At 70.1% G+C, this 24658-nt stretch carries 21 protein-coding genes and 1 tRNA gene; 12 read left to right on the plus strand and 10 right to left on the minus strand.

The annotated features are described in order from the left end of the window. Positions 1 to 252: 252 nt before the first annotated feature. Positions 253 to 1653, minus strand: a complete 1401-nt coding sequence (locus ACIREO_RS33275) for an RNA-guided endonuclease InsQ/TnpB family protein (RefSeq protein ID WP_404117014.1) — start codon at positions 1651 to 1653, stop codon at positions 253 to 255. 157 nt (positions 1654 to 1810) lie between these two features. Between ACIREO_RS33275 and ACIREO_RS33280 the strand changes: the two genes are divergently transcribed. Together ACIREO_RS33280 and ACIREO_RS33285 are read left to right on the plus strand one after the other, a co-directional pair. Continuing rightward, positions 1811 to 1884: transfer RNA gene (locus tag ACIREO_RS33280), tRNA-Thr, on the plus strand. A gap of 289 nt (positions 1885 to 2173) precedes the next feature. Beyond that, positions 2174 to 4132 (plus strand): restriction endonuclease, encoded by a 1959-nt coding sequence (locus tag ACIREO_RS33285; protein WP_404117017.1) that lies wholly within the window; start codon positions 2174 to 2176, stop codon positions 4130 to 4132. Positions 4133 to 4358: 226 nt separating this feature from the next. Here ACIREO_RS33285 and ACIREO_RS33290 read toward each other — a convergent pair whose 3' ends face one another. Further along, the gene (locus ACIREO_RS33290) at positions 4359 to 4946 is read right to left on the minus strand and encodes a TetR/AcrR family transcriptional regulator (protein ID WP_404117019.1); all 588 of its coding nucleotides are present in this window, start codon (positions 4944 to 4946) and stop codon (positions 4359 to 4361) included. Positions 4947 to 5207: 261 nt separating this feature from the next. Between ACIREO_RS33290 and ACIREO_RS33295 the strand changes: the two genes are divergently transcribed. Genes ACIREO_RS33295 through ACIREO_RS33310 form a run of 4 tightly spaced genes read left to right on the plus strand, consistent with a single transcriptional unit; the run spans position 5208 to position 10069 of the window. Continuing rightward, positions 5208 to 5822 carry a 2Fe-2S iron-sulfur cluster-binding protein gene (locus ACIREO_RS33295; RefSeq protein WP_404117022.1) on the plus strand — a complete coding sequence of 205 codons (615 nt, stop codon included), beginning with the start codon at positions 5208 to 5210 and terminating at the stop codon, positions 5820 to 5822. Further along, on the plus strand, positions 5819 to 6811 hold the full coding sequence (locus ACIREO_RS33300; protein ID WP_404117024.1) for an FAD binding domain-containing protein: 993 nt from the start codon (positions 5819 to 5821) through the stop codon (positions 6809 to 6811). Before ACIREO_RS33295 ends, ACIREO_RS33300 begins: the two co-directional genes overlap by 4 nt. Further along, positions 6808 to 8934, plus strand: coding sequence for a xanthine dehydrogenase family protein molybdopterin-binding subunit (locus ACIREO_RS33305; RefSeq protein ID WP_404117027.1), 2127 nt, complete (start codon positions 6808 to 6810; stop codon positions 8932 to 8934). The genes ACIREO_RS33300 and ACIREO_RS33305 overlap by 4 nt, the downstream gene beginning before the upstream one ends. After that, positions 8927 to 10069, plus strand: a complete 1143-nt coding sequence (locus ACIREO_RS33310) for an XdhC family protein (RefSeq protein ID WP_404117030.1) — start codon at positions 8927 to 8929, stop codon at positions 10067 to 10069. The genes ACIREO_RS33305 and ACIREO_RS33310 overlap by 8 nt, the downstream gene beginning before the upstream one ends. Positions 10070 to 10088: 19 nt before the next feature. Here ACIREO_RS33310 and ACIREO_RS33315 read toward each other — a convergent pair whose 3' ends face one another. Further along, positions 10089 to 11489 (minus strand): NAD(P)/FAD-dependent oxidoreductase, encoded by a 1401-nt coding sequence (locus ACIREO_RS33315; RefSeq protein WP_404117032.1) that lies wholly within the window; start codon positions 11487 to 11489, stop codon positions 10089 to 10091. A 90-nt stretch (positions 11490 to 11579) separates the two neighbouring features. Between ACIREO_RS33315 and ACIREO_RS33320 the strand changes: the two genes are divergently transcribed. Together ACIREO_RS33320 and ACIREO_RS33325 are read left to right on the plus strand one after the other, a co-directional pair. Continuing rightward, positions 11580 to 12464: an aminoglycoside phosphotransferase family protein gene (locus ACIREO_RS33320; RefSeq protein ID WP_404117147.1), complete on the plus strand. Its 885-nt coding sequence runs from the start codon at positions 11580 to 11582 to the stop codon at positions 12462 to 12464. Between the two features lie 37 nt (positions 12465 to 12501). Then, entirely contained in the window at positions 12502 to 12978 is a 477-nt protein-coding gene (locus tag ACIREO_RS33325) for a GNAT family N-acetyltransferase (protein ID WP_404117034.1), read from the plus strand. Between the two features lie 7 nt (positions 12979 to 12985). On the opposite strand, the gene ACIREO_RS33330 is transcribed toward ACIREO_RS33325, so the two are convergent. Next, the gene (locus ACIREO_RS33330) at positions 12986 to 13975 is read right to left on the minus strand and encodes a zinc-binding dehydrogenase (RefSeq protein WP_404117036.1); all 990 of its coding nucleotides are present in this window, start codon (positions 13973 to 13975) and stop codon (positions 12986 to 12988) included. A gap of 67 nt (positions 13976 to 14042) precedes the next feature. Next, positions 14043 to 15239: an FAD-dependent oxidoreductase gene (locus ACIREO_RS33335; RefSeq protein WP_404117038.1), complete on the minus strand. Its 1197-nt coding sequence runs from the start codon at positions 15237 to 15239 to the stop codon at positions 14043 to 14045. A 147-nt stretch (positions 15240 to 15386) separates the two neighbouring features. Between ACIREO_RS33335 and ACIREO_RS33340 the strand changes: the two genes are divergently transcribed. Beyond that, complete coding sequence (locus ACIREO_RS33340) at positions 15387 to 16097, plus strand: pentapeptide repeat-containing protein (protein ID WP_404117040.1); 711 nt, start codon at positions 15387 to 15389, stop codon at positions 16095 to 16097. A 21-nt stretch (positions 16098 to 16118) separates the two neighbouring features. Here ACIREO_RS33340 and ACIREO_RS33345 read toward each other — a convergent pair whose 3' ends face one another. From ACIREO_RS33345 to ACIREO_RS33355, 3 genes are all read right to left on the minus strand, one after another. Further along, positions 16119 to 16616: a hypothetical protein gene (locus tag ACIREO_RS33345; RefSeq protein ID WP_404117042.1), complete on the minus strand. Its 498-nt coding sequence runs from the start codon at positions 16614 to 16616 to the stop codon at positions 16119 to 16121. Between the two features lie 245 nt (positions 16617 to 16861). Beyond that, positions 16862 to 18451 (minus strand): M4 family metallopeptidase, encoded by a 1590-nt coding sequence (locus ACIREO_RS33350; protein WP_404117043.1) that lies wholly within the window; start codon positions 18449 to 18451, stop codon positions 16862 to 16864. 219 nt (positions 18452 to 18670) lie between these two features. Then, the gene (locus ACIREO_RS33355; RefSeq protein WP_404117045.1) at positions 18671 to 19246 is read right to left on the minus strand and encodes a TerD family protein; all 576 of its coding nucleotides are present in this window, start codon (positions 19244 to 19246) and stop codon (positions 18671 to 18673) included. Between the two features lie 172 nt (positions 19247 to 19418). Between ACIREO_RS33355 and arfB the strand changes: the two genes are divergently transcribed. Then, a complete protein-coding gene (arfB, locus tag ACIREO_RS33360; protein ID WP_404117048.1) occupies positions 19419 to 19853 on the plus strand; it encodes an alternative ribosome rescue aminoacyl-tRNA hydrolase ArfB in 435 nt (144 codons plus the stop codon). Between the two features lie 16 nt (positions 19854 to 19869). On the opposite strand, the gene ACIREO_RS33365 is transcribed toward arfB, so the two are convergent. Further along, entirely contained in the window at positions 19870 to 20376 is a 507-nt protein-coding gene (locus ACIREO_RS33365; RefSeq protein ID WP_404117050.1) for a flavin reductase family protein, read from the minus strand. Positions 20377 to 20722: 346 nt separating this feature from the next. Here ACIREO_RS33365 and cdgB point away from each other — a divergent pair, with 346 nt between their 5' ends. Continuing rightward, positions 20723 to 22375: a diguanylate cyclase CdgB gene (gene cdgB / locus ACIREO_RS33370; protein ID WP_404117052.1), complete on the plus strand. Its 1653-nt coding sequence runs from the start codon at positions 20723 to 20725 to the stop codon at positions 22373 to 22375. 132 nt (positions 22376 to 22507) lie between these two features. Then, entirely contained in the window at positions 22508 to 23500 is a 993-nt protein-coding gene (locus ACIREO_RS33375) for a carbohydrate-binding protein (protein WP_404117054.1), read from the plus strand. 77 nt (positions 23501 to 23577) lie between these two features. Here ACIREO_RS33375 and ACIREO_RS33380 read toward each other — a convergent pair whose 3' ends face one another. Further along, complete coding sequence (locus ACIREO_RS33380) at positions 23578 to 24510, minus strand: 1-phosphofructokinase family hexose kinase (protein ID WP_404117056.1); 933 nt, start codon at positions 24508 to 24510, stop codon at positions 23578 to 23580. Positions 24511 to 24658: the final 148 nt, after the last annotated feature.

Here is a 24658-nt window from a genome sequence, read left to right on the forward strand (position 1 = left end):
GTAGGGAGTGGTGTGGTCCACTGGAGTGAACCTGAGGTGAACCTACCTGGCGTTTTCGAATATGTCAGTAGTCCGAGGTCCCGAATATGGATCGGCAGAGCAATGCACTTTTGACCCCTGCCGCAGACGCAGCACTTCCTGCTTCAGCACCCTCTGCCGACCGGACGCACCCCTGAGGGGCACACCCGCCCGGTCTTACATGGGCTCCACAGGCATCACGGCCGACGGCCCGTCGGTCCGTACCGCACTTCCTCACGCAGCCAGCAGCACGTCAGCCAGCTCCGATGCCTTGATCACGGGCGGGGGCACCCGCCCCGGCGGCAGCGCGGAAGCCACCAGCCAGTACAACCGCATCCCCTCGTCCCGCAGGTTCCGCGCCGCATTCACATCCCGGTCATGCACGGCGCCGCACTCCGCACACGTCCACTCCCGCACCGAAACATCGAGCGACGGCCCCTTGACATGGCAGTCGGAGCACCGCCGCGTCGACGGGAAGAAACGGTCGACGACCACCAGCGTCCGGCCGTACCACTCGCACTTGTAACGCAGCTGCCGTAACAGCTCACCCCAGGCCGCGTCCATGATCGACCGACTCAGCGCGGCCTTCCGCCGACGGCTCTTCCCCACGGACGGCCGCAGCAGATTCATGATGGCCAGATCCTCCACCACGAGCACTTGGTTCTCGCGCACGAGGCGGGTGGTCAACTGGTCCAGCATGTCCCTGCGCACATCACTGATCAGCGCATACAGCCGAGCGATACGCGCCCGGGCCTTACCCCGGTTCGCCGATCCCTTCTTCTTCCGGTGCAGCCCCCGCTGCAACCGCGCCAGCTCCTTCTCGTACTTCCGCAACAGCCGCGGGTGATCCACCTTCGTCCCGTCGTCCAGCGTCACCAAAGCCGCCAGACCCAGATCGATCCCCACCGCCCTCGGCTCACGCCCGCCCGGCAGGAACACGGCAGGCAACGGCTCGGTCCGCTCCTCGACCAGCACCGAGACGAAATAGCGTCCCGCCCGGTCCCGCGTCACCGACAGCTTCACCGGCTGCACGCCCACCGGCAACGGTCGCGACCACCGCACATCGAGCGGCTCCGACTGCTTGGCCAGCGTCAACCGCCCCGTACCCGGAAGCTCCGGGTCCTCCACCCACCGGAAGCCCGTCCGCGCATACGTCGCCGAGTCCCGCGAGCGGTGCTTTCTCTTCCGCTGCGGATACTTCGCCGACTGCTTGAAGAAGCGCGTGAACGCCCCGTCCAGATGCCGCAACGACTGCTGCAACACCGTCGACGACACCTCACGGAGCCAGCCCGTCTCCGACGCCTGCCGCCACCCCGTCAACGCCCGGCACGACTCGGCAAACCCCACCGACACCCGATGCCGCTCCCAGGCACCGACGCGCAGGGCCAGGCCTTCGTTGTAGACCCAGCGGCAGGCTCCGAAGGTCTTCTCCAGCTGCTCGGCCTGCGACGGAGTCGGATAGAAGCGGTAGCGGTACACGCGCTGCTGCGTGCCGGGCTCCTTCGTCCGGCCCCTCATGGCGGTGAAAGCGCGGCCGTGGTGCTTCTTACGGCCGGTGATGCCCAGGGCGTCGCGTTTGATGCGCTTGGCCTCTTCGCCCGTCACCCGCACCGGCTGGTCCGCCGTGTCCGTCATGCCCGCTCCCCCCGACTGTCCGATATACGGAACAGCACGTCAGTCCTCTTAACGCATAGGTGGTCGGATGGTCACGGTGGCGGCGAAACTTCGTGGAGCGTGGGCGAGGTGCTGTGTAGACTGAGGGCTTGCGCGCGCAGTTTTTTGCGTGCACTGTGCCGCCTTAGCTCAGTTGGCCAGAGCGGATCACTTGTAATGATCAGGTCGTCGGTTCGATTCCGACAGGCGGCTCAAAACGCCAGGTCAGCGCCATGCTGGCCTGGTTTTTTTGTCGCCCGAGCCGTTGTGCCGTCCCAGATCGGCCACTCCCGAGACGTGGGCGTTTCCCTCCGTGTAAGACATGTGCAGGAAGTGTGGAGGCGGGTGGGGAGTGCAGTAGATGAGTCGTCGGTCAATTGGCCTGGTCGGTGCTTGGGCGGAGTCCCAGCGGCAGCTTCAGCGGCAGCACGAAGCACAGCATCGGGCCGCTGTTCAGGGTGCGCGTGAGCAGGAGCGTTTGCAGCGGGCCCATGAGCGGGACATGGCCCGGTTGCATCGGGAGCAGCAGGCCGAGTACCGGCGGCGGCGTGAGGCGGATGCGGCGCGGCGCACGGAGGAGCTGGAGGCTCGGGTCGGTGTGCTGGAGGGGTTGCTGGCTGCCGGTTCGCGGGTGCCTGCGTTCCGGACGGCGTCGTTGACGCGTGCGGAGGACATCGAGCCGTTCGCGCCGGGGCAACTGGCGTATCCCGTGCCTATGCCGGATGTGAACCGCTATCAGGTTCAGGGTGGTTGGACTGTGGGGAGGCGGGCGCAGGCGCAGCAGGAGGCGCAGGCTCGGTATCAGCGGGATTGGCAGGTGGCGCAGGCGGCGGAGGTGCAGCGGCAGCAGCAGCTCGCGCAGTACCGGCGTCAGTATGACGATTGGGTGCAGGGGCGGTTGGGTGAGATCCGTCGGCACAATGCTGGGGTCGCGGAGATGGTTGTGGCGCTTCGGCGGGGTGATGTGGATGCGGTGGTGGAGTATTTCTCGGCCGCGTTGTACGCGTCATCGGTGTGGCCGGCGGACTTCCCGCGCCAGGTGACGGCTGCGTTTGATCCGGCGGGGCGGCAATTGGTGCTGGACTGGGAGTTGCCGGGTCTGGCGGTGGTTCCTGAGTCGAAGATCGTTCGGTATCTGGTGGGGTCGGACCGGGAGAAGGAGACGCCCCGGCCTGTCGGCCAGCGGAGGGCTTTGTACCGGGATGTGCTTGCTCAGTGTGTGTTGCTTGCGCTGCGGGATGTGTTCGCGGCGGATGAGTTCGGGATCGTGGAGTCGGTTGCCCTGAACGGTTTCGTGGATGACGTGGATCCGGCGACGGGGCGGCAGGCGGTGGTCTGCCTGAGCACTGTGATGGTTTCGCGTGCCGATTTCGGTGGGCTGAACCTGGAGCAGGTGAGTGCGGTGGACTGCCTGACGGAGGGGCTGCGGGGGCAGTTGTCGGCTCGTCCGGATCAGCGGGTGGCTGTGCGGCCGGGGAGGGTTCCGGCGGATCTGGGTTCCGGTGTCGTGTCGCACGGTGGCGGTGGGGAGCCGGATCTGCTGGAGATGGACCCGGTCGAGTTCGAGGGGCTGGTTGCCGAGTTGTTCCGGGCGCGGGGGATGCGTGCGGTGACGACGCAGCGTTCGAATGATGGTGGTGTCGACGTCGAGGCTCTGGATCCGGATCCGATCAGCGGCGGAAAGATCATCGTGCAGGTGAAGCGTTATCGGAACACGGTTCCTCCGGGTGCGGTGCGTGATCTGTACGGCACGGTGCAGGGGGCGGGCGCCAACAAGGGTGTGCTGGTGACGACTTCGGGCTTCGGGCCCGGGTCGTACACGTTCGCCAACGGCAAGCCGCTGACTCTGGTCTCGGGTGCTGAGCTGGTCGATCTTCTGGGCCGTTGTGGTCTGCGGGGGAGGTTGTCGGCCGGTGCGGATGATGCGTCGGTGCCTGCTCAGCGGTCGTCGCCGGACGAAGAGGACGAGCCGGGTGGCGATTACAACGTGCTGGGTATGACGTGGTCGGGCGGTGTGGCGCTGGATGTGTGTGCGTTGGTGTGCCGTGGTGGCCGGGTGCTGAGCGATGACCACTTCGTGTTCTTCAACAATCCGCGGACCCCTGAGGGTGCGGTGCGGGCTGTGCACGGGTTCGCGGGGGACCGGGCGGCGGTGCGGGTGGCGTTCGACGCGTTGCCTGCCGAGGCGGATCGTGTGGTGCTTGTGGCTGCGGTGGACCCGGAGGTCGACCCTGATGGAGATCTCGCGGGCTTCACCGAGGCGGGCATCCGGTTGCGCGATGCGGCGGGTGTGGAGCTGGACCGGTTGGAGGTGTCCGACGGCCGGTCGGGTGAGGTGGCGCTGGTCCTGGGGTCGTTCCGGTTGCGGGGTTCCGGTGACTGGGAGTTCGTGGCCGGAGGGAAGGGGTATCCGGGCGGGCTGGAGGCTTTGGTGCAGGAGTACGGCATCGAGGTGGCGTAGTCGGCGTGGCCTTCGGGGCCGGTCGGGCGCTTGGCTCCGGTTCCGGGCTGCGATTCGTCGCATGGTGCCGGTCATCAGGCTTGGCAGAGTTCGTGCGTCGGGTGTACCCGGGAAGACTTCTCTTCGTGTCGGAACTCATCGCTCGATGCCGCGTCGGGAGTGGCCGTTCCCGATTGCGAGGCATAGGTGGGCGTCCGAGGCGGTGTTGCTGGGGCGGCGCGCTGCCTCAGGTTTCTTCCCCCCCGGGCGCCCCCGCCCGCAGGCCGTCCATGACGAGGTCCAGGAGGCGGGTGGCGCGGGGTTGCCAGTCGCCGTGGGGGTCGAGTTGCCAGAGGCCGGCGATGGCGAGGACGAAGTCGTCCGGGGTGACTCCGGGGCGGATGGTGCCGGCCTTCTCGTTGGCGTGGAGCAGGAGCTCCGCTGCGGAGGTCACCGGGGTGTGGCCCGGTTTCGCCGGGCTGCCCGGTGCGCTGGTGGCCTGGCGGATCGCTGTCGCGAGGCCGGCTTTGGTCATGGCGAACCGGGCGAGGTGGTCCATCCACTCGCGCAGGGCGAGGTCGGGCTCGTGGGTTCTGATCAGTTCGGTCGCGGCGTCGGCGACCTGTTGCATCTCGTGGCGGTAGATCTCGAGGACCAGGGACTCGCGGCTTGGGAAGTTGCGGTAGAGGGTGCCTTGTCCGACGCCTGCTTTCCTGGCGATGACGCTGAGCGGGGTGTCCGCGCAGAGTGTCAGTTCCGCCAGGGCGACTTCCAGGATGCGCTCGCGATTTCGCTGCGCATCCGAGCGCAGTGGTGCGTTGCTCTTCTGTCGCACTCGTCCTCCTCGCGAGTTCGTGGCCGGATCCCACTCTTGCTAAGTGGACAACTGTCCACTACGTTTTCCTGGTGAGCGGACAGCTGTCCGGTTAGGTTCACCTTAGCGGTGGGCGGCCCGGGCGGACAGTCACACTTCCAGCCCCGTCTCCGCATCCAGACAGTTTCCGGTCCCTGTCCGATACGTCTTCGCGTCGTCCGATTCCCCTGCCTGCCGGACCTTCCTCGCGATGTGGTCCGGGTATGCGAAAGAAGGCTGATCATGGCCACAGCACCCTCGCCGACGTACAGCGCCGTCACCTTGAACATCAACGGCGAGAAGCACACGCTGACCGTCGACCACCGCACCACCCTGCTCGACGCCCTGCGCGAGCGCCTCGATATGACCGGCACCAAGAAGGGCTGCGACCAGGGGCAGTGCGGCGCCTGCACCGTCCTGATCGACAAGCGCCGGGCCGTGTCCTGTCTGCAGCTGGCGGTGGCCGCCGAAGGGCGGGAGATCACCACCATCGAAGGCGTCGCCGAAGGCGATGAACTGCATGCCGTGCAACAGGCGTTCCTCGACCTGGACGGTTATCAGTGCGGTTACTGCACCCCTGGTCAGATCTGTTCAGCCGTCGCGGTGATCGAGGAGCACGCGGCCGGCTGGCCGAGTGCCGTCACCGACGATGTGCGGCCCGAGGCTGGGCCACCGCCGTTGACGGCAGAGGAGATCCGGGAGCGGATGAGCGGCAATCTGTGCCGTTGCGGCGCGTATGTGTCCATCGTGCAGGCGGTCGCCCGCGCGGCGGAGGCCGATGCGGCGGCCCGTGCCGTGGACGGTGGCCGGGACGTGGAGAGTACGCGGGGCGCGGAGCACGAGGGGGCGGCGGCATGAAGGAGTTCGGATATGCGCGCGCGGTGGACGTCTCCGGCGCTGTCGCGCTGCTGGACGCCGACCCGGATGCCCGGTTCCTCGGCGGGGGCACGAATCTCGTCGACCTGATGAAGACCGGCGTAGAGCGGCCCGCCAGGCTCGTCGACGTACGTGAACTTCCGCTGGACCGGGTCGAGTCGTCCGAGGGCGGCGGACTGCGCATCGGTGCGACCGTCACCAACAGCGACCTCGCCGCGCACCCCGATGTGCGCCGGAACTACCCGGCTCTGACGCAGGCGGTGCTGGCCGGTGCCTCGGGGCAGCTGCGCAACATGGCCACCGTCGGCGGGAACCTGCTGCAGCGCACCCGCTGCGGCTACTTCGCCGATGTGTCCAAGCCGTGCAACAAGCGTGTTCCCGGTAGTGGCTGTCCCGCGATCGAGGGTGAGCACCACAACCACGCGGTCCTGGGGGCATCCGGCCACTGTGTGGCCACCAGCCCCTCCGACATGGGGGTGGCGCTGGCGGCCTTCGATGCCGTCGTCGAGTACGAGACGGCTGACGGGGCGGGGCAGCTGCCCCTTGCCGAGTTCTACCTTCCGGTGGGTGACACCCCGCACCGGGAGACGGCCCTTCCGGCGGGTGCGCTGATCACCGGCGTCACTCTGCCGCCCGCTCCGGTGGCCGCGAACTCCCGCTACCGGAAGGTGCGCGAGCGGGCGTCGTACGCCTTCGCGATCGGTTCGATAGCCGCCGCGCTCGACGTCCGTGACGGCGTCGTGCACGAGGTGCGTCTGGCCTTCGGGGCGGTTGCCTCCCGGCCGTGGCGGGCGCGTACGGCCGAGGAGGTACTGACCGGCGGGCCGGCCGACGCCGCGGCCTTCGCCGCCGCCGCCGACGCCGAGCTGGCGGCCGCCCGGCCGCTGCCGCACAACGGATACAAGGTGACACTGATGCGCAACCTCGTCGTCGCCGTGCTGAGCGAACTCGCCGAGGAGGCAGCCCGATGACCACCACCACGCCCGGGACCAGGGCGACGAACGCCGTCGGCACCGCGCACACCCGTGTGGAGGGCCGGGACAAGGTCACCGGAGCGGCCCGTTACGCCGGCGAGATCCCCTTCGCCGGGCTCGTGCACGGGTGGCTGGTGCTGTCGACGATCACCCGTGGCCGTGTACGCGAGGTGGAGAGTGCCGCGGTCCTGGAGATGCCGGGTGTTCTCACGGTCCTGCACCACGGGAACGCTCCGCGGGTCGACATCGACTACGTCGGCATGCTCGGAAAACCGGACCCGACCGTCGCCGTCTTCCAGCACGACCGGGTGCCGCACGCGGGCTGGCCTGTCGCGCTGGTCGTGGCCGAGACCTCCGAGCAGGCGAGGGAGGCCGCCGAGGCGCTGGTGGTGCGCTACGAGGAGGAGCCGCACGACGTCTCGTTCTCCGGCGATCACCCGGATGCGTACTCGGTCGCAGGGCCCGGTGGGGAGGGTGTGACGGAGAAGGGGGACCTGGGGGCCGAGCTGGCGGCGTCAGCGGTCGTCCTGGACGCCGAGTACTCCACGCCGGAGGAGCACCATCACTCGATGGAGCCCCATGCCGCGACGGCGCTGTGGGACGGTGGCCGGCTGGAGGTGGTGGACTCCAACCAGGGCACGGTGTGGGTCGCGAGTGAGCTCGCGAACCTCTTCTCGCTCGATCCGGCCTCGGTGCGTGTGCGGTCCGAGCATGTCGGTGGTGGTTTCGGGAGCAAGGGTGTCCGCGCGCATCAGGTGGCAGCTGTGATGGCGGCGACGGCTCTGTCGCGGCCGGTCCGTGTCGTCATGACGCGGCGTCAGGTGTTTTCGCTCGCCGGCTATCGGAGTCCCACGGCGCAGCGGGTCCGGCTGGGTGCCGATGCCGAGGGGCGGTTGCGTGCGCTGGAGCACAGCTGTGTGAGCCGCACGTCGACGGTGCACGAGTTCATCGAGTCGGGTGCCGGTCCGGCGCGGGTGATGTATGACGCCCCTGCCCATCGCACCGCCAACCGGGTCGTGCGGCTCGATGTGCCGAGTCCGACGTTCATGCGTGCTCCTGGTGAGGCGCCGGGGTCGTTCGCGTTGGAGTCGGCTTTCGACGAGCTTGCCGAGAAGTGCGGCATCGATCCGATCGAGCTGCGCCTGCGCAACGAGCCCGAGGTGGGTCCGGTCTCCGGGCTGCCGTTCAGCACCCGTAATCTGCCGGCGTGTTTCCGGGAGGGTGCCCGCAGGTTCGGCTGGGCGGATCGCGATCCGCGGCCGGGTATTCGCCGGGAGGGGCGCTGGCTGCTGGGTACCGGGACGGCGGCTGCCTCTTTCTTCGCGGGTGCGATGCCGTCCACGGCGGCTGCGACGGCGGAGGCCGACGGCACGTTCACCGTGCGGATCAACGCGGCGGACATCGGGACGGGCGCTCGGACGGCGCTCACTCTGGTCGCCGCGGATGCTCTTCAGGTGCCGACCGGCCGGGTGCGCGTGCGGATCGGGGACAGTGACTTCGGGCAGGCGATGATCGCCGGTGGTTCGATGGGCACCCGGTCGTGGGCCTGGGCGGTGACGGCGGCGGCGGAGGAGCTGCGGGAGCGGGTCGCTCTGGCTGACGGTGTTCCCCCGGAGGGCATCACGGTGCGGTCGGACACGACCGAGGCGATCGGGGCTCTGGCGCAGAAGGAGCGGCACTCCTTCGGGGCGCAGTTCGCCGAGGTCGCTGTGGATGTGAGTACCGGTGAGGTGCGTGTGCGCCGGATGCTGGGCATCTTCGCCGCAGGCCGGATCGTCAACCCGCTGACGGCGCGTGGTCAGTTCACCGGTGGGATGATCTGGGGCATTTCCATGGCTCTGCACGAGGAGGCGGTCAGGGACCGGAACACCGGGGCTCTCTACGGTGCCGACCTGGCTGGTTATCACGTCGCGACGAATGCCGATGTGCCGGTTGTCGAGGCGGACTGGGTGGACGATCCGGACCCGGACGACCCGGTGGGGATCAAGGGCATCGGTGAGATCGGGATCGTGGGGGCGGCGGCGGCGATCGCCAACGCTGTCTGGCATGCGACGGGCGTACGCCATCGCACTCTGCCCATCCGGCCCGATCGTGTTCTCACGGCCGGCCCGCATGCTTGACATCGCGGACGAGCTGGCCCGGTGGGTGGATGAGGGGCGGGCGTTCGCCGTCGCCACCGTCGTGGCCGTCGGGGGGAGCGCGCCGCGCGGTCCGGGTGCGGCTCTCGCCGTGGACAGTGAGGGCACGGTTGTCGGTTCGGTCTCCGGCGGCTGTGTGGAGGGGGCGGTGTACGACCTGTGTGTCCAGGCACTGGAGGACGGCGGGACGGTCCTGGAGCGGTTCGGCTACAGCGATGAGGACGCTTTCGCGGTCGGGCTGACCTGTGGCGGGGTCGTCGATGTCATGGTGACCCCGGTCGACGCGCGGGCGTCTGCCCGGGAGGTGTTCGGGACGGCGTTGCCGGCTGCCGCCTCGGGTGAGCCGTTGGCGCTGGTCCGGGTCGTCCGGGGTCCGGCCGGGCTTCTGGGCGGAGCGCTGCTGGTGCGTCCGGACGGGTCGTACGAGGGGTCGTACGGGGGTTCCACGGGGCTGGACCGGGCGGCGGCGGCCGAGGCGCGGGCGATGCTGGATGCCGGGCGTACCGGCACCTTGGAACTGGCGGAGGACGGGTCGCGCTGCCCGGGTGGTGTCACTCTTCTCGTCGAGTCGAGGGTGCCGCCGCCTCGGATGATCGTGTTCGGTGCGATCGATTTCGCCGGGGCACTGGTCCGCGCCGGCAAGTTCCTCGGTTATCACGTCACGGTGTGCGACGCGCGTGCTGTCTTCACCACCCGGGCTCGTTTCCCGGAGGCGGACGACGTGGTCGTCGACTGGCCGCACCGCTATCTGCGGGGTACCGCGACCGACGGGCGTACGGTCCTGTGCGTGCTCACGCACGACGCCAAGTTCGATATTCCCTTGCTGGAGCAGGCGTTGCGTATGCCGGTGGCGTTCGTCGGGGCGATGGGTTCGCGCCGGACGCATGCGGACCGTGACCGGAGGCTGCGGGAAGCTGGGCTGCGTGAGGACGAGTTGGCCCGGCTCCGGTCGCCGATCGGTCTCGATATCGGTGCCCGTACTCCGGAGGAGACCGCTCTGTCCATCGCTGCGGAGATCGTCGCGGCGCGACGGGGTGGGTCGGGTGTCCCCCTCACGGGTTCGGCGGTGCCGATTCACCGTGAGGGGGGCCGGCGGGACGCGGCGGAGGCTGCCTGAGGGGCGTGTCGCGGGTCGGTCAGTGCCGGCCCGCGATGCGGTCCGCCGTCTTCGCGAGGCGGTCCGTGCCGAGGCCGGGTGAGGCGGACTCGCGGCGGTCCGCTGTGCGGTAGGCGGCGTACAGGGCGTGGACGCCGAGCCAGCGGAGAGGTTCGGGTTCCCAGCGGCGGACCTTGTGGTTGACCCAGGGGAGTGCCGTCAGGTCGGTGGGTCCTGCCTGGCCGGAGTCCTGCTGGATCAGGTCGCGGAGGGTGCGGGCCGCGAGGTTGGCGGTGGCGACGCCGGAGCCGACGTAGCCGCCGGCCCAGCCGAGGCCGGTGGAGCGGTCGAGGGTGACGGTGGCGCACCAGTCGCGGGGGACGCCGAGCACTCCGGACCAGGCGTGGTCGATGCGGGTGCCGGCGGTGGTGGGGAAGAAGCGGACGAGCAGGTCGCGCAGGGCTTCGATGGTGGCGGGCTGGGTGCGGCCGTCGTTGTCCGTGGCGGAGCCGTAGCGGTAGGGCACGCCCCGGCCGCCGAGCGCGATGCGGTTGTCCGCGGTGCGCTGGGCGTACATGTAGGCGTGGGCCATGTCGCCGAGGGTTTCGCGGCCGTCCCAGCCGATGGTGTCCCAGAGGGCGTCGGTGAGGGGCTCGGTGACGATCATGGAGGAGTTCATGGGGAGCCAGGTGCGTTTCTGGCCCTTGAGGCCTGCGGTGAAGCCTTCGGTGCAGCGCAGTACGTAGGGTGCGCGGACGGTGCCGTACGGGGTGACGGCGTGCTTGGGCTTGATCTCGGTGACGGGTGTCGATTCGTGGATCGTGACGCCGAGGGCTTCGACGGTGTCGGCGAGGCCCTTGACCAGTTTGGCGGGGTGCAAACGGGCGCCGTGCGGGGTCCAGCTGGAGCCGACGGCTCCGGAGACGCGGATGCGTTCGGCTGTCTCGCGGGCGCCGCGCAGGACGCGGTCGGTCTCGCCGAAGGCGATCTCGACGGAGTGGAAGTCCTTGAGGCGGGCGAGCTGTGAGGGGGTGTGGGCGACTTCCAGGACGCCGCCGTGGTGGATGTCGGCGTCGATGTTCTCTTCGTCGGCGATGCGGATGACTTCGCCGACGGTGTCGTTCATGGCCTGCTGGAGGCGGACGGCGGCGTCGTGGCCGTGGAGTCGTGCGTAGCGGTCACGGCCGGCGATGCCGTTGTAGAGCCAGCCGCCGTTGCGGCCGGAGGCGCCGTAACCGCAGAACTTGGCTTCCAGGACGGTGATGTTGAGGAAGGGGACGGCCTTCTTGAGGTAGTACGCCGTCCAGAGTCCGGTGTAGCCGCCGCCGACGATGCAGACGTCGGCGCTGGTGTCGCCGGGCAGGGGTTCGCGTGGGGCGGGGGTGCCCTTGTTCGTGTACCAGAACGATATGCCGCCGTTGACGGTACTGACGGTGCTCATGTGTCCCCTGCTTGTCCGTGTGCAGCCCAGTCGCTGGAGGGACGGTACCTCTACGATCGCGGTGTGATCGACGTTCCGGATGACCTGGTCATGAATCTGGGTGAGCACCAAGGGGCGGCGGGGCGGGCGTTCGCTGCCGCGTTGCCCGGCCTGGCGGGGAGGTTCCTGGAGGAGTGGGGGCTGCGGCCCGACGGGGCCGTGATGTACGGGATGTGTGCGCTGGTGGTTCCGGTGGTGCGGGAGGCGGACGGTCGTGGGGCGGCGCTGAAGCTTCAGATGGTGGATGCGGAGACGGTGGGGGAGCCTGTCGCGCTACGGGTCTGGGGTGCTGCGGGCGCGGGGGTGGTGGGCCTGCTGGAGCATGACGCGGAGACCGGGGTGATGCTGCTGGAACGGCTCGACGAGCACCGCCCGTTGACCGGGGTGCCGGATGTGCGGGAGGCGGTGAGGGTGCTCGCGGGGTCGTTGTCCCGGCTGGTGCGGGTGCCGGCTCCGCCGGGGATGCGGCGGCTGGGGGACGCGGCTGCCGGGATGCTGGCGGAGACGCCGGGGGCGGTCGTGGTGCTGGAGGACGCGGGCGAGCGGCGGCGGCTGCTGGACTGCGCGGCGGCGGTGCGGGAGGTCGCGGGTGAGCCGGGGGACCGACTGCTGCACTGGGACCTGCATTACGCCAACATCCTGGCGGGGCGCGCGGAGGAGGGCCGGGCGGGGGAGTGGGTGGTCCTGGACCCGAAGCCGCTCGCGGGCGATCCGGCGTTCGAGCTGTTCCCGGCGCTGGACCAGAGGTTCGACGCGTCCGAGGTGCTGTGGAGGTTCGGTCTGCTGTGCGGGGTGCTGGAGTTGGACCGGGAGCGTGCGCGGGCGTGGACGCTGGGGAGGGTGCTGCAGAACGCTCTGTGGGGGATCCGGCTGGGGAGGCCGCGGCTGTACGCGGACCATGCGGAGATCGCCCGGCGGCTGCTGGGGCGGGACTGAGGCGCAGGGGCTCGGCCCGGCTGTTTAGGCTGCCTCCATGATTCGTACAGCCACGTCCGAGGACGTTCCCGCCATCCATGCCATGGTCCGTGAGCTCGCCGACTACGAGAAGGCGCTCGATGAGGCGAATGCCACCCAGGAGCAGCTGCGCGAGGCGCTGTTCGGGGAGCGGCCCGCCGCGTACGCGCATGTCGCGGTGTCGGACGCCGACGGTGAGGTGGTCGGGTTCGCGCTGTGGTTCCTCAACTTCTCGACGTGGCGCGGGGTGCACGGGGTGTATCTGGAGGATCTGTACGTGCGCCCCGAGCGGCGCGGCGGCGGTCACGGGAAGGCACTGCTGACGGAGCTGGCGCGGATCTGTGTGGAGCGCGGCTACGGGCGCCTGGAGTGGTCGGTGCTGGACTGGAACGCCCCGTCCATCGCGTTCTACGAGTCGCTGGGTGCGCGTCCCCAGGACGAGTGGACGGTGTACCGGCTTCACGACGAGGCGCTGGCGGAGCTCGGGGCGGTCTGAGAGCCTTCTACGGTACGAGGACGACCTTGCCGACCGTGCCTCGCGTCTCCAGCGCGCGGTGGGCGGCGGCCGCTTCGGCGAGCGGGAAGCGCTGGACGGCGGGGCGGAGGCGGCCTGCGGCGGCTTCGGCCAGGGAGCGGGTTTCCAGGGCCCTCATGCCGCCTCCCTTCTCGATCATGGCGGGGCCCAGGACGCTGCGGGACGTGATGCCGCGCTCGGCGAGTTCCGTCTCGCTGAGGACCGGTGTCTGCCCGCCGGAGGCGCCGTGGACGAGGTGCTCGCCGCCCGTGCCGAGCAGGTCGACGGCGGTGCGGGCGGTGATCCCGCCGACCGAGTCGAAGACGACGGTGGCGGGGCGGCCGAGGGTTTCGAGGTGGGAGCGGACGCGGCGCGGCCAGTCGGGGAGGGTGTAGTCGACGGCGAGGTCGGCTCCGTTCTCCGTGACGCGGGCGGTCTTGGCGGGTCCGCCGGCCAGTCCGATGACGGTGGCTCCGGCGTTCTTGGCGTACTGGACGAGGAGCGTGCCGATGCCGCCGGCCGCTGCGGTGACGAGTGCGACGGAGCCGGGGCCGAGGTCGGCGAACTGCACGATCCCCAGGGTGGTGCGGCCCGTGCCGATCATCGCGACGGCTTCGGCCGCGTCGAGGCCGTCGGGGAGCGGATGGAGCTTCTCGGCGTCTACGACGGTCAGTTCGGCGTAGCCGCCGGGGGCGGCGCCGATGTGGGCGACGACGTCGCGGCCGAGCCAGGCGGGATCGGTTCCCTCTCCGAGGGACTCGACGGTGCCGGCGATCTCGCGGCCTGGGATGGTCGGCAGGTCGGCGGCGCTGATCGGGTAGGGGCCTGACCTGCCTTCGCGCAGGTGGGTGTCCAGGAGGTGTACGCCGGCCGCGGCCACGGCGATGCGGACCTGGCCGGGGGCGGGGACGGGGTCCTCGGTCCGTTCGTGGACGAGGTTCTCCGCGGGGCCGAAGGCGTGGAGGCGGATGGCGTACATGGCTGGACTCCCAGGGTGCTGGTGCGTGGCTGCTGTCACCACCCTCCGACCTCAGGTGCGCTTGAGGTCAAGGGGCCTCTGCCGTGCGGGGCTTGTCCTGTGCCGTCCTGCCGAGGAGTCCCAGTGCGAGGACCGCCGCTTCGATGCCGCTGTTGAACGAGACTTCGCTGAGGAGCCCCGGGGCGGCGACCTGGTCGCCCGCGAGGAGGATTCCGTCGCCGCGGTCGACGGCGGGGCGGTCGCGCCAGGTGGTGCCGGGCTTGTCGACGGCGCCGGTGCGGCCGGAGGCGAGCGCTTCGCGGCGCCAGGTGGTGCGGTCGTGCCGGCCGGGGAAGCCGAGGTCGAGCAGGTGCTCGGCGCGGCGTACGGCGTCGGCGCGCGAGGTGCCGGGGCCGAGGGGGATCTGGGCCTGGATGAGCTGCTCGCCCGCCGGGGCGAGCGTGGGGTCCTGGGCGGTGAACCGTTCGATCCAGCCGGGGGCGTCGAGGTCGGAGATGATGAAGGGGTCGCCGCGCCGGGTCCGCAGGGCCAGGTCGAGCAGGGCGGTCCGGCCGCTGTCCCAGGTCAGGGTGGGGTCCTCCAGCAGGATGCGGGCGGAGTCCAGATGGGTGGCGACGATCACGGGTCCGTCGCGGTGGAGGCCGGCCAGTTCGTGGGGACCGATGCGTGCGGCGGTCTCGATGCGTACGCCGAGATCCCAGGCCCGGGCAGCCATCCGGTCGACGAGCTGGGCCCAGCCGCCGACGGGGTAGTGGGCCTCGGGCGGAAGCGCGGTGGCGCGGCGCAGGCGTTCCTGGACGAAGGCGGCGGAGAGCGAACCAGGGTCGTGATGGAAGAGGGCCACGCCCATGTAGTGCGCTGCCGCGCGGGCGCCTTCCTCGCCCACCTGGCGGGTGGCCCAAGTGAGGAAGTCGGTGTCGACGGGGGCCGGGCGGGGGTTGCGGCGGGTGAGGCGCAGCATGGCGAGTGGCGGGGTCCTGCGCAGGGCGCCGTCGCGGTGGAAGAGGAAACGGGTGCCTTCGCGTGGCGGTACGGAGGCGAGCCGGCCGAGGAGTCCCCGCTGCCGGAGCCAGGTCCAGTGCGGTCCGCGGCGGTACAGGGCGTGTGGTCCCTCGTTGGTGAGGTAGGGGCCGTCGGAGGTCCTGGCCCGTCCGCCGAGGGTGTGGTGGGCCTCGTGGAGCGTGACCTGGACGCCGGATTCGGCTGTGGTGACGGCGGCGGTCAGTCCGGCGAGGCCGCCGCCGACGATGTGGATGCGTTGCATGGCTGGTCTCCTCGCGGTGGGCGCTTCTGTACGGGGGACGGTTCGGCGGGCTGGTTCTGTGACACCGGTCCGGTTCTGTGACACCGGGCCGGTTCTGTGGGCGTCTGTGGGCACCGGCCAGGGGCGATGTCAGTGGTGTGCGTCACGATGGGGGGCATGGCACGTACAGGCAACAGGAGCAGCAGCAGGAGCGCGGGCGCGAAGGACGGGGTGGCTCAGGCGAGACGGCCGGAGGTCCGGCTGCCGCCTCTCGTGGGGTACGACGGGGAGGGTCTGGAGCCCGACGGGGATTACGACGGTGTGCGGTTCGAGGAGACGGATCTGGCCGACGCGTCGGGTCCCGGGGCGCGCTTCATGGACTGTGAGCTGCGGGGCTGTGCCCTGGACCGGACGGAGCTGGTGCGGGCCAGGTTCATCGACTCGGTGCTGACGGGCGTGCGGGGGGTGGGCACCGATCTCGCGGGGGCGTCGCTGCGGGATGTGGAGGTCCTGGACGCCCGGCTGGGCGGGGTGCAGCTGCATGGCGCGGTGCTGGAGCGGGTGCTCGTGCGGGGCGGGAAGATCGATTATCTGAATCTCCGCAAGGCACGGCTGAAGGACGTGGTGTTCGAGGGGTGTGTGCTCTCGGAGCCGGATTTCGGGGAGGCGCAGCTGGTGCGGGTGGAGTTCCGGGACTGCGTGCTGAAGCGGGCCGACTTCAGCGCTGTGCGGATGGAGTCCGTCGATCTGCGGACGGTCGCCGAGCTCGACATCGCGCGGGGTGTGGAGCGGCTGGCGGGGGCGGTGATCAGCCCGTCGCAGCTGATGGAGCTGGCTCCGGCGTTCGCGGCGCAGATCGGGGTGCGGGTGGAGGCGTAGCCGCCGTGCCGGCGGGGCCGCTCAGAGGCGGGGGAAGCGGGCCTGGAGGTCCCATACGGCGGGGTTGTCGGCGAGGCCTTCGTGCATGTCGGCCAGGTCGGCGATGAGGTCGTGCAGGAAATCGCGGGCCTCGCGGCGCAGCAGGGAGTGGCTGAAGGTGAGCGGGGGCTCGTCGCCGGGCATCCAGTCGGCGTCGACGTCCACCCAGCCGAAGCGGCGCTCGAAGAACATGCGGTCGGACGACTCGGTGAAGTCGAGTTCGGCGTACTGCTGGCGGTGCGAGCGGTTGCCCCGGGGGTCGCGGTCGATCTGCTCGACGATGTCGCAGAGCGCCCAGGCGAAGTCGAGTACGGGCACCCATCCCCAGGCTGTGGACACTTCCCGGTCGGCCTTGGTGTCGGCGAGGTAGACGTCCCCGGAGAACAGGTCGTGCCGCAGGGCGCGGACGTCCGCGCGGCGGTAGTCGGTCTGCGGGGGGTCCGGGAAGCGCCGGGAGAGGGAGTAGCCGATGTCGAGCACGGTTCGATGGTGTCATGCCGCGCGGGTGGGCTGTGCCGTCCGCCCGCCCACGCGGCCCACCCGTCCGGTCAGTCGCAGGCGAGCGTTTTGCGGGCGGCGGCGGTGAAGCGGTCCCATACGTGGGACTCGGGAAAGAAGGAGGCTGCGGCGCGTTCCTCCTGGGTCTCCGGGGAGGCGTACGGGCGTGGCAACGCGCGGGAGCCGGCCGGCCACAGGCCGACCGGCTCCCGGTGTACGGATTCCCGTTACTTGACGTTGACGCCGGTCCAGGCGGCCTGGACGGACGTGAGTTCGGCGCTGTCGGCCCCGTAGAGGTCGGTGGCCGCCTTCTCGGTCGCCTCGCGGGCTCCCGCGTAGTCGGTGCTCGACGTCATGTAGACGGAGAGCGCCTTGTACCAGATCTGGTAGGCCTTCTGGCGGCCGATGCCCGTGACCGTGGAGCCGTCGGCGGTGGGGGAGTCGTAGTCGACGCCGCCGATGGTCTTGGCGCCGCTGCCCTCGGCCAGCAGGTAGAAGAAGTGGTTGGCGACGCCGGAGGAGTAGTGCACGTCGAGGTCGCCGGTGCCGGAGTCCCAGTAGTCGGCCGAGCCGCCGTCCTTGCTCGGCTTGTCCATGTAGCGCAGGGGCGATCCGTCGCCGTTGATGTCGATCTTCTCGCCGATGAGGTAGTCACCGGGGTCGGTGGCGTTGTCGGCGAAGAACTCGACGGAGGTGCCGAATATGTCGCTGGTCGCCTCGTTGAGGCCGCCGGACTCGCCCGCGTAGTCGAGGTTGGCGGTGGCCGAGGTCAGGCCGTGGCTCATCTCGTGGCCGGCGACGTCGATCGCGGTGAGGGCGCTCTTGTCGTCGGCCCCGTCGCCGTAGGTCATGCAGAAGCAGCTGTCGTCCCAGAAGGCGTTGACGTAGCCGGTGCTGTAGTGGACGCGGGAGTACGCGGCCTTGCCGTCCCCGGCTATGCCGTCGCGGCCCAGCTCGGACTTGTAGAAGTCCCAGGTCGCGGCCGCGCCGTAGTGGGCGTCGACCGCCGCGGTCTGGGGGTCGACGCCGGTGCCGTCGCCCCAGGTGTCGTCGGCGTCGGTGACGAGGTCGCCGGTGCCGGTCTCGGCCTGGGCGAGGTCGTACGTCTTGTGGCCGCCCCGGTCACCGTCGGTCAGCTCGAAGCCCGAGTCTCCCTGGGTGGTCGAGAGGGCGACCTCTCCGCTGTACTGGCTGTTCCCGGTGCCGGTCTCGACGGCCTCGAAGCTGTGCAGCCGCTTGCCGGTGGTGGCGTCCGTGATGATGTGCAGCCGGCTGGGCGTGCCGTCCTTCTGGACACCGGTCTTGACGGTCTCGAAGGCGAGGGCGGGCTTGTCGCCGCCCGCCCAGACGACCGTGCGCGCGCTCGCCGCCGCCTTCAGCTTCGGCTGGGTGGAGGGCACGGTGATGCGGGCTTCGGTGGCCTTGTCGACACCCTTGGACGTGCCGTCGGACGCGGTGTGGGTGACGAGGTCGCCGCCGAGGACGGGCAGCCCGGCGTAGGTGCGCTCGTAGCGGGTGTGGACGGTGCCGTGGGCGTCCTTGATGACGTCACGGGCGATCAGTTTCTCCTGGCTGCCCAGTCCGAGGGACTCGGCGGCCGAGGAGGCGTCGGACTGGGCGGCCCGGAGGGCGGTGGAGCGCTGGGCCGCCGTGTTCACGCCGAGCGTGGTGGCCCCTGCGGTGGTGCGGGAGGAAGAGGCGGTGTCGTCGGCGGTGCGGGAACCGGCAGTTGCCGTACCGGTCTGGACGCCGAGGACGACCATCGCGGCAACTGCGGCCAGGGCAGCGGCGCGACGGGTGTTCATGTGGGGGGTCATGCCTTCTCCGTTGCTCGTTCCTGTGGGGGTTACGAGCGCAGAGCGTGCCACCGAATGAACGATTTTGACGGGGTGCTGACAATTGCCTCACAAGTTTTTGACTAGTTCTTGTCCGAATGAGGTGCGAGCGTGTCCGCTATGTGAAGCAGACGCACGGGAGCCCCCGGCCGACGCGAGTCGGACGGGGGCTCCCGTGGGGAAGTCGGTTACGTCGGAACGTCAGAGGTTGACGCCGAAGTCCTGGGCGATGCCACGCAGGCCCGAGGCGTAGCCCTGGCCGACGGCGCGGAACTTCCACTCGGCGCCGTTGCGGTAGAGCTCGCCGAAGACCATGGCGGTCTCGGTCGCGGCGTCCTCGCTCAGGTCGTAGCGGGCGATCTCGGTGCCGCCGGCCTGGTTGATGATGCGGATGAAGGCGTTCCGCACCTGGCCGAAGTTCTGGCTGCGAGCCTCGGCGTCGTAGATGGAGACCGGGAAGACGATCTTGTCGATGTCCGCCGGGAGACCCTCGAGGTTGACGTTGATCTGCTCGTCGTCACCCTCGCCCTGGCCGGTGACGTTGTCGCCGGTGTGGACGATGGTCTGGTCCGGCGTCGCCTTGTTGTTGAAGAAGACGAAGTGGCCGTCGGAGTAGACCTTGCCGGCGGTGTTGACCGCGATCGCCGAGGCGTCGAGGTCGAAGTCGGTGCCGGTGGTGGTGCGGACGTCCCAGCCGAGGCCGACCGTGACGGCGGTCAGGCCCGGGGCCTCCTTGGTGAGCGAGACGTTGCCGCCCTTGGACAGGCTTACAGCCATGGGAAGTCCCTTTCCTCTTCGTGTGCGGGCTTCGTGCCATCACGAAAGCTACCGTCACCCGTACTAACGCGGGCAAGAGACCACGAGGTTCCTGCTCGCTTTACTTTCTTTGCCGAACTTCTGGCCGAACGCTCGCAAAACAAGGTGACGAACCGGCCGGGCGCCAGGGAACATGGGTGTCATGTCCGGGCCCTATGTCATCCGCGGTTCCGTCTCCCTGCCGGAGGCCGAACTCATGTGGCGTTTCTCGCGGTCCTCCGGGCCGGGCGGGCAGCACGTCAACACGAGCGACTCCCAGGTGGAGCTCCGCTTCGACCTCGCGGCGACGGAGTCCCTGCCCGAGGTGTGGAAGGCACGGGCCCTCGAACGCCTCGCGAGCCGGCTGGTCGGCGGTGTCGTGTCCGTACGCGCCTCGGAGCACCGCTCCCAGTGGCGCAACCGCGAGACGGCCGCCGTGCGGCTCGCGGCGCTCCTGGCGGAGGCCACCGCGCCGCCGCCCAGGCCGCGCCTCAAGAAGAAGATCCCGCGCGGTATCAACGAGCGCAGGCTGCGCGAGAAGAAGCAGCGCGGCGACACGAAGCGCGGACGCTCCGGCCGCGACTGGTAGGCGGCGATCCGCCAGGTCAGCCCAACTGCCGGTAGCGGCCCTTGAAGTACGTCAGTGGCTCGCCGTCCGCGCTCGGCGCCGACGCCGTCAGCACCCGGCCGATCACCAGCGTGTGATCGCCTGCCGGGACACACTGCTCCGTGTGGCACTCCAGGGTGGCCAGTGCCCCGTCCACCAGGAGCGCCTTCGTGACCTCGCCCCGTGTGCAGGGGACGTCCTCGAACAGCAGCCGGTCGCTGATCCGCCCCTTCATGGAGAACCGTCCGGCGATCTGCCGCTGGCTCTCCGCCAGCACCGACACCGCCCACCGGGGCTGCTCGGCCAGCAGGTCGTCCATCCGCGAGTCGTTGCGCACACTCACCATGACCAGCGGCGGGTCCAGGGAGACCGACATGAAGGCGGTCGCCGTCATCCCGACGTCCTCGCCCCGGCCGTCCTCGTCCAGCGGCGGCTCCTGGGCGGTGACCAGCACCACGCCGGCGGCCAGCCGGGACAGGGCCGCGCGGAATTCGTCGTTGCTCACCCCTTCAGCATGGGGGACGGCTTCGGGGCGCGGGGCGGGGGGAGTCTTCTGCGGCACACGGGGCACGCTAGTGCCGCGGTGCGTGCCGTCGCATCGGACCAGGGGACCAGCCGGGTCCTAGGACCACGGCCCACGTGTGCCGATTTGCGTTCGGCAAATAAAGACAGTCCCTGGAGGTGCCTCTGACGGTCTTTACCATCTGTTGTGACTTGAGTCACAGAGAGCAATATTTGTTGACCCTGTGTACCGGGTGCACAGCTCACTGTGATTCAGTGGCCGTGACAGTGCAACAAGTACGTCGATATGAAACCTGGAGTTGCTGTCGAGGTCTCAGGGAGTGCGAACAGTGGAGGCCGAGTCGGAGCCGTACGTCCGCCTTGCGACCATGCGGCAGTTGCACCAGGCCGTCGCTGACCTCAACACGGCGCGGAGCCTGGCGGACACGCTGCAGTCCGTGGCCGACGGCGTCGTCACCGGTCTCGGTTACGAGCTGGGCTGCGTGAACCTCGTCCGCCCCGACGGCGATCTCGTGGTCGCCGCGTTCGCCGGCAACAGCGCCGCGGAATCCCTGATCACCGGCCGTGTCGGCTCCCGGGAGTCCTGGGACCGCAGGCTGTCGATGGGTGAGGCCTGGGACGAGCTCCGGTTCATACCCCACACCGAGGGCTGGGTACTCCTCGACGACGACGTGCCGCAGTGGCACACCGAGGGGCCGGAGCCCCGCTTCGAGGACGAGTGGCACCCCCTGGACCGCCTCTACGCCCCCATGTACGCCTCCGGCGGAGGTCTGGACCTCCTGGGGGTCATCTCGGTCGACAGGCCGCGCAACGGCCGCCGCCCCGGCGCCTGGGGCCGTGAGGCCCTCCAGATGTACGCCTCCCAGGCGGCCATTGCGATCAGTAACGCCCGCCTCCGAGCAAACATGCAGCGCGCCCTGGTCAGGCTCGAGCGCGAACAGCAGGCACTGCGGGCCAGTGAGGAATCCTTCCGCCAGGCGTTCGAGTACGCCCCCAGTGGTATGGCCATCGCCGAGATGGGCGGCGACCAGCACGGCAGGCTGCTGCGGACCAACGACGCGCTCTGCCGCCTCCTGGGGCGCCCCGCATCCGTACTGCGCCGCTACTCCTTCGCCGACCTCGTCCACCCCGAGGACATCGGCACCCTGCTCCGCACGTCCGCCGAGGGAGGGCGGGCGGAGCTGCGGCTCGGGCGCAGGGACGGCACGTATCTCTGGGTCTCGCTGCGCAACTCCGTCGTCGCCGACGCCACCGACGGCCCGCGCTTCCTGCTCACCCATGTCGAGGACATCGAGGAGCGCAAGCGCAACGAGCTGAATCTCGCGCACCGCGCCTCGCACGACGCGCTCACCGGGCTGCCCAACAGTGCGGAGCTGCGTTCCCGGCTCAGCGCACGGCTGTGTGAGAGGCCTCACTCGGTGGCGTCCAGCGCGATCGAGGCGCTGGACGCGGCCTACGGCGACGTGGAGGGCGCGGCGCACGGCTATCGGGCGGACGGCTACGAGGGCGAGGCCGCGCCGGGCGTCGGTCCCTACGACCACCATGTGCACATGGTGGCGCCCGACCCGGACCGTGACGACGGGGCCAAGGGGCTCGCGGTGCTCTTCTGCGACCTGGACGGCTTCAAGTCCATCAACGACCGCTTCGGACATCACGCGGGTGACGCGGTTCTCATCGAGGTCGCCAGGCGGCTCACGACCTGCGTACGGGACGGTGACACGGTCGCGCGGCTCGGGGGTGACGAATTCGTCGTCCTCGCGGACGGTCTCGGGGCCGCAGATGCCGCGGATCTGGCCGTACGCTTGCGTAACGCCATCATTCCGCCCATCCGGGTGGACGGCCGGGCAGTCAGGGTCGGGGCGAGTTTCGGTATCGGCTGGGCCGAGTGCGGCATGACCGAGGAAGAGGTCCTGCACTCCGCCGACCAGCGGATGTACGTGGAAAAGCGGTCCCGGTCGAAGGTTCACCGCAGAGCCGGCTGACGTTCACGCCCTGGCTGTCCCCGTACACCGCCCGGTTTTCCGGGGGGCCGAAGGCAATTCGACGCGTGCTCCGTTCGGGGTAGGCTCGGCCGGTCGGCGACGGCTGGCGACATGGTGAGGAGTGACCCAGGGATGACGGCCGGAAACAACGGCGCGAGCAAGCCCGAGGACGACGATCCGTTCGGCTATCTGTACGAGGACGGGCGGGCGGCAGGCGCACAGCCGCCCGGGCAGGGTGGATACGGCTACCCGGGTCCGGCCGCTCAGCCCGGTGTGCCCAGAACGTCGTACAACCAGGTGCGGACGGTCGGCGAGCGCCAGTACGGGCAGGTCCCGCAGCAGGCGTACGGCCAGCAGCCCCCGCCGCAGTACGGTCAGCAGCCCCAGCAGCAGTACGGCCGGCCGAACCCGCAGTACGCGGCGCCGGAGACCTACCCCGGCGGTGCGCCCGGGGGGCCGGGCCAGCAGGGCGGGGACGGCAGGAACTCCGGTCCCGGCCGTGGCGGCCCCAACACCAAGGCGCTGCTGATCGCCGCCGTCGCCGTGGTGGCGGTCGTGCTCATCGGCATCGGTGCCGCACTGATGACGGACGACGACAGCGACGGCAAGAAGGACGAGGCCGGGTCGTCGGCGGGTCCGGCCGACGAGGTCGAGGACTCCCCGAAGCCGGAGAAGTCGGCGACGAAGTCACAGGAGCCCGTGGACCTGCCCGAGCAGGACGCGGCGACGCTGACGCTCGGGGGCACGGCGTCCCTGGACAGCACGGTCAAGGGCGCCAAGAGCGCGAACGGCCAGTACATCAGCCTCAACGAGGTCGGACGGTCGGCCACCTGGACCGTCGATGTGCCGAAGAGCGGCCCGTACACGCTGTACGTGACGTACGGGGTGCCGGGCAAGGACGCCAAGACGTCCCTCACGGTCAACGACGAGGACCCGCGCTCGATCAACATGAAGAACTTCGCGAACGCGGCGGAGGGCGACCTGGAGAAGGGCTGGACGAACACGTACGCGTACGTGCAGCTCGACAAGGGGTCGAACAGCCTGATGCTGTCGTGCAACGAGGGTGACTCGTGCGACGCCAACCTCGACCAGCTGTCGCTGAAGTCGGGCCACGTCAAGAACTAGGGTCTTTCGTTCGTAGGAGCACCACCGCGTCCCGGTCATCGCCCAGCGAGCCGGGACGCGGTGTTTCCCGGTGGTGTTCAGGCCGTCGGCGCGTGCTGTTCCACGGTGACGCGGGTCAGGAGGTCCTCGTAGGCGGCTCGGTCGAACTCGCCGGCCGCCGGGGCCAGCACGGTCGCGGTGGACAGGGCCACCGCGCGGGTCAGCCTGTCCTGCCAGCCAAGCCCTTCGGCGAGCGCGGACAGCAGTCCGGCCACGGCGGAGTCTCCCGCTCCCGTCGGATTGCCCCGGACGGCGGCGGGTGGTGCGGCCCGCCAGACGCCGTCGGGTGTGGCGGCGAGGAGCCCGTCCGCGCCGAGCGACGCCACGACGCTGTGCGCGCCCCGGCGGCGGGCTTCGCGGGTGGCGGGCAGGGGTTCGCGGGCGCCGGTGAGCTGGGCGAGCTCGTCGGCGTTCGGCTTGACGAGGTCGGGGCGGGCCGCGACGCCGCGTCGCAGGGGTTCGCCGCCGGTGTCCAGGAGCACGGGTACGCCTGCCGCGCGGGCGAGCCGGACGAGTTCCGCGTAGGCGCCGACATGGATGCCGGGAGGCAGGCTGCCGCAGAGGGCGACGGCCTCGGCCCCGGGGAGCAGCTCTCCGAACGTCCCGAGGAAGGCAGCCCATTCGGTGGCGCCGATGTGCGGGCCCGGCTCGTTGAGCTGGGTGGTGTCGCCGCTGGAGCGGTCGACGACGGCGAGGGTGCGGCGGGTGTTCCCGGCGACGGTGACGAGCGCGTCGGTGGGGCGGTGGGGGAGTGCGCCGAGGAGTTCGCGCAGGACCGCTCCGGTGGCGCCGCCGGTAAAGCCGGTGACTACGGTGTCGTGGCCGAGCGCGGCGAGCACCCGGGCCACGTTGACGCCCTTGCCGCCGGGGCGTTCGGTCACCTCGTGGACGCGGTGGCTGGTGTGCGGGACGAGGGCGGGGACGGCGTAGGTCAGGTCGAGTGCCGTGTTCAGCGTGACGGTCAGTATCACCTGTACCGGCCCCCGGTTCCTTGGTCGTTAGTTCCCGCGCGCCGTCTCCCCGCGGCGCGGTCCCGGGCGATCATGCCAAAGAGGCGGCGGCCGTCCCAGGTCTCCGGGACAACCGCCGTCTCTTCGTTACGTGTTCAACCGCCCGTCC

The organism is Streptomyces sp. NPDC102441 (assembly GCF_044765585.1).
In the GTDB taxonomy this organism is placed as follows: Bacteria; Actinomycetota; Actinomycetes; order Streptomycetales; family Streptomycetaceae; genus Streptomyces.

Coding starts and splice junctions, on each gene's coding strand:
- ACIREO_RS33275 (WP_404117014.1), bottom strand. CDS start 1,653: ATGACGGACACGGCGGACCAGCCGGTGCGGGTGACGGGCGAAGAGGCC.
- ACIREO_RS33285 (WP_404117017.1), top strand. CDS start 2,174: ATGGCCCGGTTGCATCGGGAGCAGCAGGCCGAGTACCGGCGGCGGCGT.
- ACIREO_RS33295 (WP_404117022.1), top strand. CDS start 5,208: ATGGCCACAGCACCCTCGCCGACGTACAGCGCCGTCACCTTGAACATC.
- ACIREO_RS33300 (WP_404117024.1), top strand. CDS start 5,819: ATGAAGGAGTTCGGATATGCGCGCGCGGTGGACGTCTCCGGCGCTGTC.
- ACIREO_RS33305 (WP_404117027.1), top strand. CDS start 6,808: ATGACCACCACCACGCCCGGGACCAGGGCGACGAACGCCGTCGGCACC.
- ACIREO_RS33310 (WP_404117030.1), top strand. CDS start 8,927: ATGCTTGACATCGCGGACGAGCTGGCCCGGTGGGTGGATGAGGGGCGG.
- ACIREO_RS33315 (WP_404117032.1), bottom strand. CDS start 11,489: ATGAGCACCGTCAGTACCGTCAACGGCGGCATATCGTTCTGGTACACG.
- ACIREO_RS33320 (WP_404117147.1), top strand. CDS start 11,580: ATGAATCTGGGTGAGCACCAAGGGGCGGCGGGGCGGGCGTTCGCTGCC.
- ACIREO_RS33325 (WP_404117034.1), top strand. CDS start 12,502: ATGATTCGTACAGCCACGTCCGAGGACGTTCCCGCCATCCATGCCATG.
- ACIREO_RS33330 (WP_404117036.1), bottom strand. CDS start 13,975: ATGTACGCCATCCGCCTCCACGCCTTCGGCCCCGCGGAGAACCTCGTC.
- ACIREO_RS33335 (WP_404117038.1), bottom strand. CDS start 15,239: ATGCAACGCATCCACATCGTCGGCGGCGGCCTCGCCGGACTGACCGCC.
- ACIREO_RS33340 (WP_404117040.1), top strand. CDS start 15,387: ATGGGGGGCATGGCACGTACAGGCAACAGGAGCAGCAGCAGGAGCGCG.
- ACIREO_RS33350 (WP_404117043.1), bottom strand. CDS start 18,451: ATGACCCCCCACATGAACACCCGTCGCGCCGCTGCCCTGGCCGCAGTT.
- ACIREO_RS33355 (WP_404117045.1), bottom strand. CDS start 19,246: ATGGCTGTAAGCCTGTCCAAGGGCGGCAACGTCTCGCTCACCAAGGAG.
- arfB (WP_404117048.1), top strand. CDS start 19,419: ATGGGTGTCATGTCCGGGCCCTATGTCATCCGCGGTTCCGTCTCCCTG.
- ACIREO_RS33375 (WP_404117054.1), top strand. CDS start 22,508: ATGACGGCCGGAAACAACGGCGCGAGCAAGCCCGAGGACGACGATCCG.